The following is a 13,372-nucleotide window of genomic DNA, read 5'->3' on the forward strand; positions in this document are numbered from 1 at the left end:
GACTGCACGCCTATGGCTCTGGGGTGGCGCATCAACCCGCCCCGACCGGCGCGGTTCCGGCGGCATCGACACCCGGACGCGCATAGCGCCGGATCATCTGCGCGCAGAACTCGGCGAACTCCTGCGGCACGAGTGGCGCGCTGGTGTGGTGCGGCGCGATCCCGCGATGCTCCGGCGTGAAGCAGAAGGTGACGGTGACGTCGAACTCAGCCAGCGCCTGCATCTGCCGGTCGAACCAGTCGAGCGCATTGGGCCGGAAGCTATCGGCCCAGGACAGGCCGGTGCGCAGGTATCGCACGCCGAGGCGCCGCATCCAGGCGACCGCCTCGTCCAGCCGGTGGTCCTCGAAATGGAACCACTGGCAGAGACCCATTGCCGGCGCGTGCCGCGCGAAGCGCTCGAGCGACGGCTTGGGCGAGCCATCCTCCCGCAGCAGCCCCATGTAGAAATGGCGATAGTAGGAACTGCCCTCCGCTTCCCTGTGGCGCGTCGTCGCCTCCCAGGCGCGGGGCAGGTCATAGAGGCTGTACCAGTGGATGCGCGGCGCCTGGCCGATCAGCAGCTCGGCGGTGCGGTCGAGCCCCCAGGCCTGCACCTCCTCCGCCCCGAAGGAGGAGACGCCGACCTCCGAGACCCAGACGGGATGCGAGGTGACGGCACGGATCTCCGCAATCTTGGCCGGCCATTCGCCGATCTGCCAGAGGTTCCAGTCCAGCGGGAAGCCATGCACCGCGACCGCGTCCAACTGGTCCAGCACGCCCTTGGCGCCGAGCAGCCGGATGAAGCCGGGGTCGATCGGGGAGATGCCGCCGAGCACGCGCGGCAGGGTCGGGTGCGCCTCGCGGATGGCGCGGCCGGCGAGGGTCGCCATCTCGGCGAAACGCTCCCAGCCCGGATCCACTTCGGGATCCCAGTGCGACTTGTTGTTCGGCTCGTTCCAGATCATCGCCGCTTCGATCATGCGGTGCGTCCCCTCACGGGATAGGCCGCGGCGGCGCCCGGCGGCGCCTCTACGCGGCGGCAGAGATAGACTTCCTGTTCGGGATGCGCCTCGATGGCGAAGCCGGCGCTGCGCAGCATCGCCTCCGTGCAGGCGCGGTTCGGCACCCACCAGTTGGTCTCGTCATGGGAGTAGCGGCGCTCAATGAAGTGCAGCTTCGGCCAGCCGGGATCGTCGAACTGCTCCTGCTCCCAGAAATCGTAGTCCTCGCGCACCGGTAGCACGCTGGCCGCACCGCGCTGCATGGACTGGAAGACCAGCAGGTCCTTCGCCACGTGCTCGTGGATCAGGTCCAGCGCCAGCAGCGGGTGGCGCAGGTGATAGAGCACGCCCATGAAGAGGACGATGTCGAAGCGTTCCCCGATCGCGCCGAGGTCGTAGACCGAGAGGCAGCGGAACTCGATATCCTGGCCTGTCACCTCGGCCGCGAAGCGAGCCTGCGCGAGATAGTCCTCGTCCGAATCGATCCCCAGCACCCGCGCGGCGCCGCGCCGCTTCATCTCGATCGAGTAGAAGCCGCCGTTGCAACCGATGTCGAGCACGCTGCGTCCGGCGAGGTCCGGCGGGATGACATGCGCGAATTGCCGCCACTTCACCGCCGGATAGTCGCCGAGGAAGTGGTTCGGCGCGGTCCGCACGCCGCCGAGGTCGATGTTGTGGAACCACTCGCCGAGCGACGCCGCGCGCCGGCGGATCTCCTCGGTCTCGATGCCTTGCGTCATGCCGCGATCCCCTCGTTCATGCGGACGACCTTTCCCCCACCGTCCCAGAGGAGAAGGGTGCTGACGGAGGCCGGGTCGATGTCGAAGGCGTGGTAGCGGTCGAGCGGCAGGCCCAGGCACCACATCAGCACCGCCTTGATGACATCGGCATGGCTGACCGCGACCACCGTGCCGTCCGGATGCGCGGTGCGGAGCCGCTGGATGCCGGCGACCGCGCGCGCCTGGGCTTGGTGCATCGATTCGCCGCCGGGCGGGCAGGCCTCGCCGCGTGCCGCATTCCACCGCGCCCAGGCCGGATCGCCCGCCAGCCGGTCGAAGGACTGGCCGGTCCAGTCGCCGAAGTCGATCTCGTCCAGCGCATCGTCGAGACTGGCCGGCACCCGGCAGGCTGCGGCGATGGCATCGGCGGTGTCCCGGGCACGCTCGACCGGGCTGGTGCAGATCGCCGCGGGATGCCGGCCGGCGAGGGCGGCGCCCAGCCGCGCGGCCTGGTCCCGGCCCGCTGCACCGAGCGACACGCCCGGTGCTCGGCCGCACAGCACCTTGCCGACCAGCGGGTGGGTCGCATGCCGCACCAGCAGGATGCTCGCCGCCATGCGGTCATGCCTCGCCGGCGATGAAGCGCAGCAGGCGCGCGCGCGCCTCGGCATCCGTGTACTGCTCGGGCGGCGACTTCATGAAATAGCTGCTCGGCGCCTTCAGCACGCCGCCGATGCCGCGGTCCATCGCCAGCTTGGCGCAGCGCACAGCGTCCACGACGACGCCGGCCGAGTTCGGCGAATCCCAGACCTCGAGCTTCAGCTCCAGGTTCAGCGGCACGCCGCCGAAGCCCGTCCCCTCCATGCGGATATGCGCGAACTTGCGGTCGCCGAGCCAGGACACGAAATCGCTCGGCCCGACATGCACATCGCCGGGGGAGGGGGCGGATGCCATCTGGCTGGTGACGGCCTGCGTCTTGGAGATCTTCTTCGACTGCAGCCGCTCGCGCTCCAGCATGTTCAGGAAGTCGGCATTGCCGCCGAAATTGAGCTGGTAGGTGCGGTCCAGGGACACGCCGCGGTCGCGGAACAGGCTGGTGAGCACGCGGTGGACGATGGTGGCGCCGACCTGGCTCTTGATATCGTCGCCGATCAGCGGCAGGCGTCGTGCCGCGAAGCGTTCCTGCCAGGAGCGGTCGGAGGCGATGAAGACCGGGATGCAATTGACGAAGGCGCATCCGGCCTCGAGCGCCTGCTCGGCATACCATTCCACGGCGCGTTGCGACCCGACCGGCAGGTAGCACACGAGCACCTCGGTTCCCGTGCGCCGGAGGACCTGCGCGACATCGACCGGCGGCGCGTCGGATTCGCGCAGCTCGTCCTTCAGGTAGCGGCCGATGCCGTCCAGGGTCGGGCCGCGTACCACGGTCACGCCGGACGGCGGCACCGTCGCGAACCGCATGGTGTTGTTCGGCGCGGCGTGGATCGCCTCGGCCAGGTCGCGCCCGACCTTCTCGGCGCTGACGTCGAAGGCGGCACTCACCTCGATGTCCGAGATGCGGTAGCCGCCGAGCTCCGCATGCATCAGGCCGGGTACATCGCCCTGCGCATCGCGGTAATAGCCGAGCCCCTGCACGAAGGAGGATGCGCAGTTGCCGATGCCGACGAGGCCGACCCGCAAGCGTCTGGAACCCAAGGCCTGTCTCCCCTGCATCCGGCCCCTGCTCTCCGCGTCCGGGAACATGGGTTCTGGCGGAACGCGAAGCGGCGCGCGGGGCGGCGTCCGGATGAACTGCCTTTTCGACAAATACAGGTGAGCACCGGTTCCGCGCCGGCTACGCATCGGCTCAGCTTGCGTTCGCACCGAACCGAGAGCCTTTGTAGCTTGCGGGCCGCAGGTGGCGGACCATCGCCACCGATGCGGGGCGCGGCGGGGAACTCGGCAAGCATCGCGGTCTCTAGGGACCTGGATGGCTCGGCTTTACCACAGGAGGCGCCCTGGTGTCGGAACTTGTCCTGGTCACTGGCGGCGCGGGGTTCATCGGAAGGCACCTGACACGGCTGCTGCTCGCGCGGGGATACCGCGTCCGGATCCTCGACAGCCTGATCGAGCAGGTGCATGCGCGCGGCCGTCCGGCCCTGGAGCCGGAGGTGGAGTTTCTGCACGGCGATGTGCGCGACACGGACAGGCTGCGGGTGGCGCTGCACGGTGTCGGCAGCGTCGTCCACCTCGCGGCGGAGGTCGGCGTCGGACAGAGCATGTACGCCGTTGACCGCTATGTCTCGGTGAACGATCACGGGACGGCTGTGCTCTTTCAGCAGTTGATCGACCGGCCGGTGCGCCGCATCCTCGTCGCCTCTTCCATGAGCATCTATGGCGAGGGGCTGTATCGCGGCGTGGACGGGAGCCTGTTCGAGGAAGTGGTTCGCCGCCCCCGCGGCTCGGCGGCGGAGCCCTGGGACCCGCTGGACGACGCGGGCCGGCCTCTCTCGCCTGTTCCGACGCCCGAGGCGAAGCGTGCTGCGCTCGCATCCGTCTACGCGATCACGAAATATGTTCAGGAGCGACTCACGCTGACGCTCGCGCCGGCCTATGGCATGGAGGGCGTCGCCTTGCGCCTCTGGAACGTCTACGGGCCGGGGCAGGCGCTGTCGAACCCCTACACCGGCGTGCTGGCGATATTCGCCTCGCGCCTGCACAACCGACAGCCGCCGATGATCTTCGAGGATGGCCTGCAGCGGCGCGATTTCGTGCATGTCGCCGATGTGGCAGATGCCTTTCTCCTGGCACTGGAGCATCCGCGCGCGGCCGGCCGCGTCTTCAACATCGGCAGCGGGGAGGACCGCACGGTGCAGCAGGTCGCCGAACTCCTGGCCGGCGCGATGGGGCGGCCCGAGATCGGCCCGGAGATCACTGGGAAGATGCGCGCGGGCGATATCCGCCACTGCATTCCGGACATCGCCCTGGCGCGGCAGGAACTGGGCTTCGCGCCGCGCCGGGATTTCGTGGAGGGCCTTGCCGAACTGGCCGAATGGGTGGCGCGGCAGGAGGCGGAGGACCGCGTGCATCAGGCGCGGCAGGAACTCGAAGCGCGAGGGCTGGTGGCGTGACGGAGCAGCGTCCCGTCCTGGTCACCGGCGGTGCCGGCTTCATCGGCTCGAATCTCGCGGACCGGCTCGCGGCGGATGGCGAGACGGTGCTGGTCTACGATTCTCTGCTGCGTCCGGGCGTCGAGCGGAATCTGGCGTGGTTGCAGCGGCGGCATCCGCGGCGGATCGTGCCAGTCGTCGCCGACATCGGTGATGCCGCAGAGCTTGGCCGCACGGTCCGCGAGGCGGGCGCCGTCTTCCATCTGGCCGCGCAGGTCGCGGTGACGACCAGCCTGACGGATCCGGCCGGGGATTTCGCCACCAACCTGCGGGGGACGGTCGGGCTTCTGGAGCTCGTCCGTCGCCAGGCCCGTCCGCTCCCGGTGATCTTCGCCAGCACGAACAAGGTCTATGGCGACCTGTCCGACCTCGCGCTGGATCTACGGGACGACGCCTACGTCCCGGTGCGCGACGACATCCGCGCGCGGGGCATCGGCGAGGACCGGCCGCTCGACTTCCATACGCCCTATGGCTGCTCCAAAGGTGCGGCGGACCAGTATGTCCTGGACTATGCGCGCAGCTTCGGCCTGCCCACGGCGGTGTTCCGGATGAGCTGCATCTACGGCCCGCATCAGCGCGGCACGGAGGACCAGGGCTGGGTCGCGCATTTCCTGATCCGGGCCCTCGCCGGCGAGGCGATCAGCCTGTTCGGCGATGGCTGCCAGGTCCGTGACATCCTGTATGTGGACGACGTGGTGGATGCCTATCTGGCGGCCCGGCGGCGGATCGGCACCGTCAGCGGCACGGCCTTCAATCTTGGCGGTGGGCCGGCGAATGCGGTCAGCCTTCGCCAGGTGATCCAGGAGATCGAAGTGCTGCTCGGCCGTCCCGTCGACCTGCATTACGGACCCTGGCGGTCGGGCGACCAGCGCTATTATGTCTCCGACACGCGGCGCGCGCGGGACAGGCTGGGGCTCGCCGCGCCGCGGCCCTGGCGGGAGGGCCTGCGCGCGCTGGCATCCTGGCTGCGCAATGAGCATGCGCCGGCGGAGGCTCTGCCGTGAGGGTCGCGCTGGTCAATCCGCCCTGGCGTTTCGATGGCAGCATCTACTTCGGCTGCCGCGCGCCGCACCTGCCGCTGGAACTCGGCTATGCGAAGAGCCTGCTAGAGGCGGCGGGACATGAGGTCCTGCTGCTCGACGCGCATCTCTGTGGCCTGACGGAGGCCGAGGCGGTTGCACAGGTCGCGGCCTTCACCCCGGACATGACCGTGGTGACGACGGCGCCGAGCTACCTGTTCTGGCGCTGCGCACCACCGGAATTGCGCGTGCCGCGGGCGTTCCTGCTGGCGCTCGGCGGCCGCGGCGGGCGCACCGTCGCGGTCGGCCCGCATGGCTCCGCGACGCCCGGCGCGGCGCTGCGGAAGCTCGACGTGGATGTCGTGGTGCGCGGCGAATGCGAGGAGATCATCCTGCGCCTCGCGGAGGCGCGCGACCTCGCCGATGTGCCGTCCATCGCCTGGCAGGAGTCCGGGCGCATGCGGACAACGGGCGGCCCGCATGCCGGCAAGTTCACGGACCTGCCGGCGCTGCACTGGCCCGATGACTGGGTCCGCCGCCACCGGCATCATCATCATCGCTTCGATTGCGAGCCGACGGTGCCAGGCGCGGAGGTCGAGGCCTCCCGCGGCTGTCCCTATACCTGTTCCTTCTGCGCCAAGCTCGATTTCCGCGACGCCTATCGCCGGCGCGTGCTCGGCCCGCTGCTGGAGGAGATCGACGGCCTCGCCGCGCAGGGCGTCGGCTATCTCTACTTCATCGATGAGATCTTCCTGCCGCAGCGGCCGCTGCTGGAGGCGCTGGTGGGGCGCGGCCTGCAATTCGGCATCCAGACGCGCATCGACCTGTGGAAGCCGGAGATGCTCGACCTGCTCGGCCGCGCCGGCTGCGTCTCCATCGAGGCCGGGGTGGAGAGCCTGACGCCGGAAGGGCGCGCCGCCCTCGACAAGAACTGCCGCATGACGACGGAGGAACTGTCCGAGCGCCTGCTCTATGCGAAGCGGCGGGTGCCCTTCGTGCAGGCGAACCTGATCAAGACGGCGGGGGACGATCCGGCCATGGTCGCGGCCTGGCGCGAGGACCTGCAGCGCGGTGGCGTCTGGGCCAACGACCCGGTGCCGCTCTATCCCTATCCGAGCTCGCCCGATTACCTGCGGCTCTGGGGCCCGCCGGACGATCTGGCCTGGGAGCGCGCGCATGCGCATTACCTCGGCCAGTTCGCGCGGCTGAGCGACATCCAGGAGGAGCAGGTATTGCCGCTGGCCGAGCTCGAAGCGGCGTGTTGCCGATGAGCGACGCGCGACGCCTGCGGCTGCTGATGACGGCGGATGCGGTGGGCGGGGTCTGGACCTATGCGCTGGACCTCGCGGGTGCCCTCGCGCCGCACGGCGTGGAGACGGTGCTGGCGGTGATGGGGCCACGACCCGCGCCCGACCAGCGCGCAGCGGCGCAGCGCGTGCCCGGCCTGCGTCTGCTTGAGACGGATCTGCCGCTGGAATGGCTGGCCGGCTCCGCGGCGGAGGTGCTGGGCTCCGGCCAGGCGCTCGCCCGGCTCGCGCAGCAGACCGGCGCCGATCTCGTCCACCTGAACGCGCCGGGGCCGGCCGCCGCCGCAGGTTTTCCCGTGCCGGTTCTGGTGGCCTGCCATTCCTGCCTGGCGACCTGGTGGCAGGCGGTGCGCGGCAGCGAGATGCCGGCGGATTTCCGTTGGCGCGCGGAGCTGACGGCGCGCGGCTATCGCGCGGCCGACCTGCTGGTGGCGCCGAGCGCTGCCTTCGCGGCCGCGACGCGGGCAGCCTATCGCCTGCCCGCGGCACCGATCGTGGTGCCGAATGCGCGGCAGCCGGCCGTGGCATCTGCCATGGATGCCGCGCAACCCTTCGCCTTCACCGCCGGTCGCCTGTGGGACGAAGGCAAGGATGCCGCGACGCTCGACCGCGCGGCCGCGCTTCTGCCCTTCCCGCTCATGGCGGCTGGACCCCTGGAAGGGCCGCATGGCGCGCAGGCGGCATTCGCGCATCTGCGTCGGCTCGGCCGCCTTTCCACTATGGAAGTCGCGGCATGGCTCGCCGCGCGGCCGATCTTCGCCTCCGCCGCGCGCTACGAGCCCTTCGGCCTGACCGTGCTCGAGGCCGCGCAGGCCGGATGCGCGCTGGTGCTGGCGGACACGCCGGTGTTCCGCGAGTTGTGGGCCGATGCGGCGGTCTTCGTGCCGCCGGGCGATGCACCGGCTTTCGCGGATGCGATCCATCGTCTCGCCATGGACGGGGAACGGCGCCGCGCGCTTGGCGTTGCGGCCGGGGAACGGGCGCGCCACTACGGTCCGGAGGCGCAGGCGCAGGCGATGCTCGCGGCCTATCGCCGGCTCCTCCAGGGGGCTCACCATCAGACGGGAAGGGACGCCGCCGCGTGAGGCTCGCCTATCTGACGCATTCGCTCGAGTCCTGCTGGAACCACGGTAACGCGCATTTCCTGCGTGGCGTGCTGGCGGAGATGCAGGAGCGCGGGCATGACGTCCTTGCGCTGGAACCCGTCGAATCCTGGAGCCGCGACAACCTGCTGCGTGACCATGGCGAGGCCGGGCTGGACGCCTTCCGCGCAGCCTATCCGCAGTTGCAGCCGCGGCGCTACCGCAATGCCGGCGATATCGAGGCCGCGCTGGACGGCGCCGACCTCATCATCGTCCACGAATGGAACGAGCCGGCCATCGTCGCGGCGGTCGGTCGCCTGCGCCGCCTCGGCGCGCGCTTCACGCTGCTGTTTCACGACACGCACCATCGCGCCGTCAGCGACCCGGAGGCGATCCGGCGCTTCGACCTCGAGGGCTATGATGGCGTGCTCGCCTTCGGCGAGGCGCTTTCCGCGGTCTATCGTCGCTGGGGCTGGGGCGGCCGCGTCTTCACCTGGCACGAGGCGGCGGATACGCGCCTGTTTCACCCGCCGACGACGGAAGTTGCACGCGACGGTCTGGTCTGGATCGGCAATTGGGGCGACGAGGAGCGGAGCGAGGAACTGGAGCGCTTCCTGCTGCAACCGGCCGAGGAGGCCGGCCTGCGGCTCGACATCCATGGCGTGCGCTACCCCGACCACGCATTGCGGATGCTCGCGGCGCATGGCGCGCGCTACCGCGGCTGGTTGCCGAATGCCCGGGCGCCGGAGGTCTTCGCGCGGCATCTCGCCACGGTGCATGTCCCGCGACGCTTCTACCTCGACCTCCTGCCGGGCATTCCGACCATCCGGGTCTTCGAGGCGCTGGCCTGCGGCATTCCGCTGCTCTGCTCGCCCTGGCGGGATGCGGAAGGGCTGTTCCGGCCCGGCCAGGACTACCTGGTCGCACGCGACGGGGCGGAGATGACGCGGTATCTGCGCGCCGTGCAGGAGGATGCCGGGCTGCGCGCCAGCCTGGTCGCGTATGGCCTCGAGAGCATCCGCGCCCGCCATACCTGCGCGCATCGGGTGGAGGAATTGCTGGGCATCGTCGCCCGGCTGCGCGCGCCGACGGAGGCCGTGGCATGAGGATCGCGTTCTACGGCTCGAGCCTGCTTTCCTCCTACTGGAACGGCGCGGCCACCTATTATCGCGGCCTGATCCAGGAGCTGCATCGGCACGGCTACCGGACCACCTTCTACGAGCCCGATGCCTTCGACCGCCAGCAGCACCGCGACATCGCCCCGCCGGACTGGGCCGAGGTCCGGGTCTATCCGGCGACCGAGGCCGCGCTGCGGGAGGTGATCGCCGAGGCCGCGCGGGCGGATGTCGTGGTGAAGGCGAGCGGCGTCGGCGTCTTCGACACCGAGCTGCTGCAGGGCGTCATGGCGGCCGCGCGGCCGGAGGCGATCCGCATCTTCTGGGACGTGGATGCGCCGGCGACGCTCGCGGAAATCGCCGCCGCGCCGGACCACCCGCTGCGGCGCGCGCTGCCCGGCCTCGACCTCGTCCTCACCTATGGCGGCGGCCCGCCCGTCGTGCAGGCCTATGAGGGCTTCGGGGCGCGCCGCTGCGTGCCGGTCTACAACGCGCTCGACCCCGCCACCCATCATCCGGTCGCGGCGGAGGAGCGCTTCGCATCGGACCTCGCCTTCCTCGGCAATCGCCTGCCGGACCGGGAGGCGCGGGTGGAGGAGTTCTTCCTGCGCCCGGCCGCGCTGCTGCCGGACAGGCGTTTCCTGATCGGCGGCAATGGCTGGCACGACAAGCCGATGCCGCCGAATGTCCGCCATATCGGGCATGTCTATACGCGCGAGCACAATGCCTTCAACGCAACGCCGCTGGCGGTGCTGAACATCGCGCGGGACAGCATGGCGCAGGTCGGCTACTCGCCGGCGACCCGGGTCTTCGAGGCCGCGGGGGCCGGGGCCTGCCTCATCACCGATGCCTGGGTCGGGCTGGAGCTCTTCCTGCGGGACGGAGAGGAGGTGCTGGTCGCGCGCGATGGTGCGGAGGTGGCCGCCCATCTCGCCGCGCTCACGCCCGGTCGCGCGCGCGCCATCGGCGAGGCGGCGCGCGCCAGGATCATGGCGCAGCACACCTACGCCCGCCGCGGCGCGCAGGTGGACGCGCTGCTGCGTGAGGTCGCGGCGCGGCGCCGCGCAGGCCAGGCGGCATGAGCGACCGGCCCCTGCGCCTCGTCGTCCTCGGGCTCAGCCTGTCCTCCGCCTGGGGCAATGGCCACGCCACCACCTACCGCGCTCTGCTCAAGGCCTTCGCCGCGCGCGGGCATCGCGTGCTGTTCCTCGAACGCGACGTGCCCTGGTATGCCAGCCAGCGCGACCTGGCGTCGCCGGACTATTGCGAACTCGTGCTGTATCGCGATCTCGATGACCTGCGGCGCTGGCAGGACGACATCGCCGCGGCCGATGCGGTGGTCCTCGGCTCCTATGTCCCGCAGGGTGTCGCCGTCGGCGACCTAGTGCAGCGGATCGCGCGCGGCGCCACCGCCTTCTACGACATCGATACGCCGGTGACCCTGGCGAAGCTCGCGCGCGACGACGAGGAGTACATCGCCGCGCGGCAGGTGCCGCAGTTCGACCTCTATCTCTCCTTCACCGGCGGGCCGACGCTGCGCCGGCTCGAGCGCGAGTACGGCGCCCCGGCGGCGCGCGTGCTGCATTGCTCGGTCGATCCTGCCGTCTACCAGCCGCTCGGCGGGCCGCGGCGCTGGGACCTGAGCTACCTCGGCACCTACAGCGACGACCGCCAGCCGATGCTCGAGGCGCTGCTGCTCGAGCCCGCGCGTCGGGCGCCGCAGCTTCGCTTCGTCGTCGCCGGCGCGCAGTATCCGGCCGGCATCGACTGGCCGGCGAATGTCGAGCGGCTGGAGCATGTCGCGCCCGCCGACCACCCCGCCTTCTACACCGCCAGCCGCTTCACCCTGAACGTCACGCGGCAGGACATGGTGCAGGCCGGACACAGTCCGAGCGTCCGTCTCTTCGAGGCAGGGGCCTGCGGAACCCCTGTCATTTCCGATACCTGGGACGGGATCGAGGCCTTGTTCCGGCCGGGCGAGGAGATCCTCCTTGCCACGCGGCCGGGGCAGGTGCTCGACATCCTGCTCGGCACGGCGGAGCCGGCGCGGGACCGGCTCGCCGCGGCCTTCCGGCAACGCGTGCTCGGCGCCCATACGGCGGCGCATCGCGCGGCGGAGCTGGAAGGTCATCTGCGTGCGGCCCTGCGCCGCCACGATCATCTTGCAAGGGAGCAGGCGGCCACGTGACCAGGGGCAGGCGAAAGGTCGCTGTCGTCGCCGGCGGCGCGGGATTCCTCGGCTCGCATCTCTGCGATGCGCTGCTGGGCAGGTCCTGGGATGTCATTTGCGTGGACAGCTTCCGCACCGGGCGAAAGCAAAACATCCTCCATCTGGAGCATGAGCCTCGCTTCGACCTGCTGGAGGCCGATGTCATCGAGTTCCGGCCGGGGCAGATCCTGCGCGGCGGGACGCGGGTGGATGCCGTGTTCAATCTGGCCTGCGCGGCCTCCCCGCCGCATTACCAGGCGGATCCCGAACACACGCTGCTGACCTGCGTGCTCGGCACCCGCAACCTGCTGCAGCTTGCCGAGCGGGCCGGGGCCGGCTTCCTGCTGGCCTCGACCAGCGAGGTCTATGGCGACCCGGAGGTGCATCCGCAGGCCGAGAGCTACTGGGGCAACGTGAACCCCTGCGGCCCGCGCGCCTGCTACGACGAGGGCAAGCGCGCGGCGGAGACGCTGGCCTTCGACTATGCCCGCGCCGGGCGGGCGCAGGTGCGCGTCGCGCGCATCTTCAACACCTATGGCCCGCGCATGCGGCCGGATGACGGCCGCATCGTCTCCAACGCGGTCACCCAGGCTCTCGCTGGCGATCCCATCACCATCTACGGCGACGGCAGCCAGACGCGCTCCTTCTGCTACGTGGACGATCTGGTGGAGGGACTGTGCCGCCTGGCCGCGTCGGACGCGCCGCTGCGCGGCGCGGTCAATCTCGGCAATCCGGAGGAGCTGACGGTCGCGGAACTCGCCGAGCGCGTGGTCGCCCTGACCGGCTCCACCTCCGCCATCGTCCGGCGGCCATTGCCGGTGGACGATCCGCGGCGGCGCCGGCCGGACATCGCGGTCGCGCGCGAGTTGCTGGGCTGGCAGCCGCGCGTCGGGCTGGAGGCCGGGCTGCGCAGCACCATCGCCTGGTTCATGCAGGAACGCCACTGGGCGATGGCCATGCGCGCCGCCGCGAACGACGCGCATCCGCGCTACGCCAAGGGCAATGCCGGCGCCCTGCCGGGGCCGGAGCCCGTGCCGCTGCGGGCGCGCAGCGACTGAGCGTTGATCGCGCCTGGATGCTGCTCGCGCCGCGTGATCCGTTTCGTCAAGGCTGCGTGCGCAGGATGCGGTTGCGGGTTTCCTCCGCTGCCGATGCTGCGTAGCAGGGAAGCGATGACACGCCGGACCTTCCTCCTTGCGGCCGCTGCGGTCGCCCTCGGGCCTCACGGCGCCTGGGCCGCGACGCGGCGCGTCGGCCCCGTCGCGCGGCGCCTGTCGCTGCGGCACCTGGCGACGGGCGACCGCTTCGATGGCCCCTGGCATGACGGCCGGGCGCCCGATCCTGCGGCCATGGCGGACCTGTCGCAGGTGCTGGCGGATAGCCGCACCCATGCGGTGATGCCCTTCGATCCCATGGCGATCGAGGTGCTGTGGGAGGTCGCGCGGCGCGCGCGCCTTGCCGGTCCGCTGACGATCCTCTCCGGCTATCGCACGCCGGAGACCAACCGCTTCGTGCATGGCGCCGGCGACAGCCAGCACCTGCGGGCGGGCGCAGTGGACGTGCTGCTGCCGGCGGAGCAGGTGGCGGGCTTCGGCGAACAGGCGCTCAAACTCGGCCGCGGCGGCGTTGGGATCTATGCGCGGCGCAGCTTCGTGCATCTCGACAGCGGGCCGGTGCGCGCCTGGGGCGATCTGCCGGACGGCGTCGCCCTGGCGCATGCCAAGCCGGTGCCGGTCGATCCCCTGGCGAAGATGGCCGAGGCCTGGGCGCAGACGCGCCTGCCCTAAGCA

At 70.8% G+C, this 13,372-nt stretch carries 13 protein-coding genes; 9 read left to right on the forward strand and 4 right to left on the reverse strand.

The features are described from left to right. Nucleotides 1–31 precede the first annotated feature (31 nt). Genes Q7A36_RS28585 through Q7A36_RS28600 form a run of 4 tightly spaced genes read right to left on the reverse strand, consistent with a single transcriptional unit; the run spans nt 32 to nt 3,396 of the window. Entirely contained in the window at nt 32–961 is a 930-nt protein-coding gene (locus Q7A36_RS28585; RefSeq protein WP_305107188.1) for a glycoside hydrolase 5 family protein, read from the reverse strand. Continuing rightward, nucleotides 958–1,722, reverse strand: coding sequence for a TIGR04290 family methyltransferase (locus Q7A36_RS28590; protein ID WP_305107189.1), 765 nt, complete (start codon nt 1,720–1,722; stop codon nt 958–960). Before Q7A36_RS28590 ends, Q7A36_RS28585 begins: the two co-directional genes overlap by 4 nt. Next, nucleotides 1,719–2,318, reverse strand: a complete 600-nt coding sequence (locus Q7A36_RS28595; protein WP_305107190.1) for a histidine phosphatase family protein — start codon at nt 2,316–2,318, stop codon at nt 1,719–1,721. The genes Q7A36_RS28590 and Q7A36_RS28595 overlap by 4 nt, the downstream gene beginning before the upstream one ends. Before the next feature lie 4 nt (nt 2,319–2,322). Beyond that, a complete protein-coding gene (locus Q7A36_RS28600; RefSeq protein WP_305107191.1) occupies nt 2,323–3,396 on the reverse strand; it encodes an inositol-3-phosphate synthase in 1,074 nt (357 codons plus the stop codon). Between the two features lie 305 nt (nt 3,397–3,701). Here Q7A36_RS28600 and Q7A36_RS28605 point away from each other — a divergent pair, with 305 nt between their 5' ends. From Q7A36_RS28605 to Q7A36_RS28645, 9 genes are all read left to right on the forward strand, one after another. Then, on the forward strand, nt 3,702–4,811 hold the full coding sequence (locus tag Q7A36_RS28605; RefSeq protein WP_305107192.1) for an NAD-dependent epimerase/dehydratase family protein: 1,110 nt from the start codon (nt 3,702–3,704) through the stop codon (nt 4,809–4,811). Beyond that, nucleotides 4,808–5,854: an NAD-dependent epimerase/dehydratase family protein gene (locus Q7A36_RS28610; protein ID WP_305107193.1), complete on the forward strand. Its 1,047-nt coding sequence runs from the start codon at nt 4,808–4,810 to the stop codon at nt 5,852–5,854. Before Q7A36_RS28605 ends, Q7A36_RS28610 begins: the two co-directional genes overlap by 4 nt. Further along, the gene (locus tag Q7A36_RS28615; RefSeq protein WP_305107194.1) at nt 5,851–7,140 is read left to right on the forward strand and encodes a TIGR04295 family B12-binding domain-containing radical SAM protein; all 1,290 of its coding nucleotides are present in this window, start codon (nt 5,851–5,853) and stop codon (nt 7,138–7,140) included. The genes Q7A36_RS28610 and Q7A36_RS28615 overlap by 4 nt, the downstream gene beginning before the upstream one ends. Continuing rightward, nucleotides 7,137–8,261 carry a glycosyltransferase family 4 protein gene (locus Q7A36_RS28620; protein ID WP_305107195.1) on the forward strand — a complete coding sequence of 375 codons (1,125 nt, stop codon included), beginning with the start codon at nt 7,137–7,139 and terminating at the stop codon, nt 8,259–8,261. The genes Q7A36_RS28615 and Q7A36_RS28620 overlap by 4 nt, the downstream gene beginning before the upstream one ends. Further along, the gene (locus Q7A36_RS28625) at nt 8,258–9,364 is read left to right on the forward strand and encodes a CgeB family protein (RefSeq protein WP_305107196.1); all 1,107 of its coding nucleotides are present in this window, start codon (nt 8,258–8,260) and stop codon (nt 9,362–9,364) included. The genes Q7A36_RS28620 and Q7A36_RS28625 overlap by 4 nt, the downstream gene beginning before the upstream one ends. Next, nucleotides 9,361–10,455 carry a CgeB family protein gene (locus Q7A36_RS28630; RefSeq protein ID WP_305107197.1) on the forward strand — a complete coding sequence of 365 codons (1,095 nt, stop codon included), beginning with the start codon at nt 9,361–9,363 and terminating at the stop codon, nt 10,453–10,455. Before Q7A36_RS28625 ends, Q7A36_RS28630 begins: the two co-directional genes overlap by 4 nt. After that, nucleotides 10,452–11,561 carry a CgeB family protein gene (locus tag Q7A36_RS28635; RefSeq protein ID WP_305107198.1) on the forward strand — a complete coding sequence of 370 codons (1,110 nt, stop codon included), beginning with the start codon at nt 10,452–10,454 and terminating at the stop codon, nt 11,559–11,561. Before Q7A36_RS28630 ends, Q7A36_RS28635 begins: the two co-directional genes overlap by 4 nt. Further along, nucleotides 11,558–12,640, forward strand: a complete 1,083-nt coding sequence (locus Q7A36_RS28640; RefSeq protein WP_305107199.1) for a UDP-glucuronic acid decarboxylase family protein — start codon at nt 11,558–11,560, stop codon at nt 12,638–12,640. The genes Q7A36_RS28635 and Q7A36_RS28640 overlap by 4 nt, the downstream gene beginning before the upstream one ends. Nucleotides 12,641–12,754: 114 nt before the next feature. Then, the gene (locus tag Q7A36_RS28645) at nt 12,755–13,369 is read left to right on the forward strand and encodes a YcbK family protein (protein ID WP_305107200.1); all 615 of its coding nucleotides are present in this window, start codon (nt 12,755–12,757) and stop codon (nt 13,367–13,369) included. Nucleotides 13,370–13,372 lie beyond the last annotated feature (3 nt).

Source organism: Paracraurococcus lichenis (assembly GCF_030657435.1).
GTDB lineage: Bacteria > Pseudomonadota > Alphaproteobacteria > Acetobacterales > Acetobacteraceae > Paracraurococcus > Paracraurococcus lichenis.

Bases quoted from the DNA above. Each gene is read 5' to 3' on its own strand.
- Q7A36_RS28595 (WP_305107190.1), bottom strand. From the start codon at position 2,318: ATGGCGGCGAGCATCCTGCTGGTGCGGCATGCGACCCACCCGCTGGTC.
- Q7A36_RS28630 (WP_305107197.1), top strand. From the start codon at position 9,361: ATGAGGATCGCGTTCTACGGCTCGAGCCTGCTTTCCTCCTACTGGAAC.
- Q7A36_RS28590 (WP_305107189.1), bottom strand. From the start codon at position 1,722: ATGACGCAAGGCATCGAGACCGAGGAGATCCGCCGGCGCGCGGCGTCG.
- Q7A36_RS28635 (WP_305107198.1), top strand. From the start codon at position 10,452: ATGAGCGACCGGCCCCTGCGCCTCGTCGTCCTCGGGCTCAGCCTGTCC.
- Q7A36_RS28585 (WP_305107188.1), bottom strand. From the start codon at position 961: ATGATCGAAGCGGCGATGATCTGGAACGAGCCGAACAACAAGTCGCAC.
- Q7A36_RS28645 (WP_305107200.1), top strand. From the start codon at position 12,755: ATGACACGCCGGACCTTCCTCCTTGCGGCCGCTGCGGTCGCCCTCGGG.
- Q7A36_RS28620 (WP_305107195.1), top strand. From the start codon at position 7,137: ATGAGCGACGCGCGACGCCTGCGGCTGCTGATGACGGCGGATGCGGTG.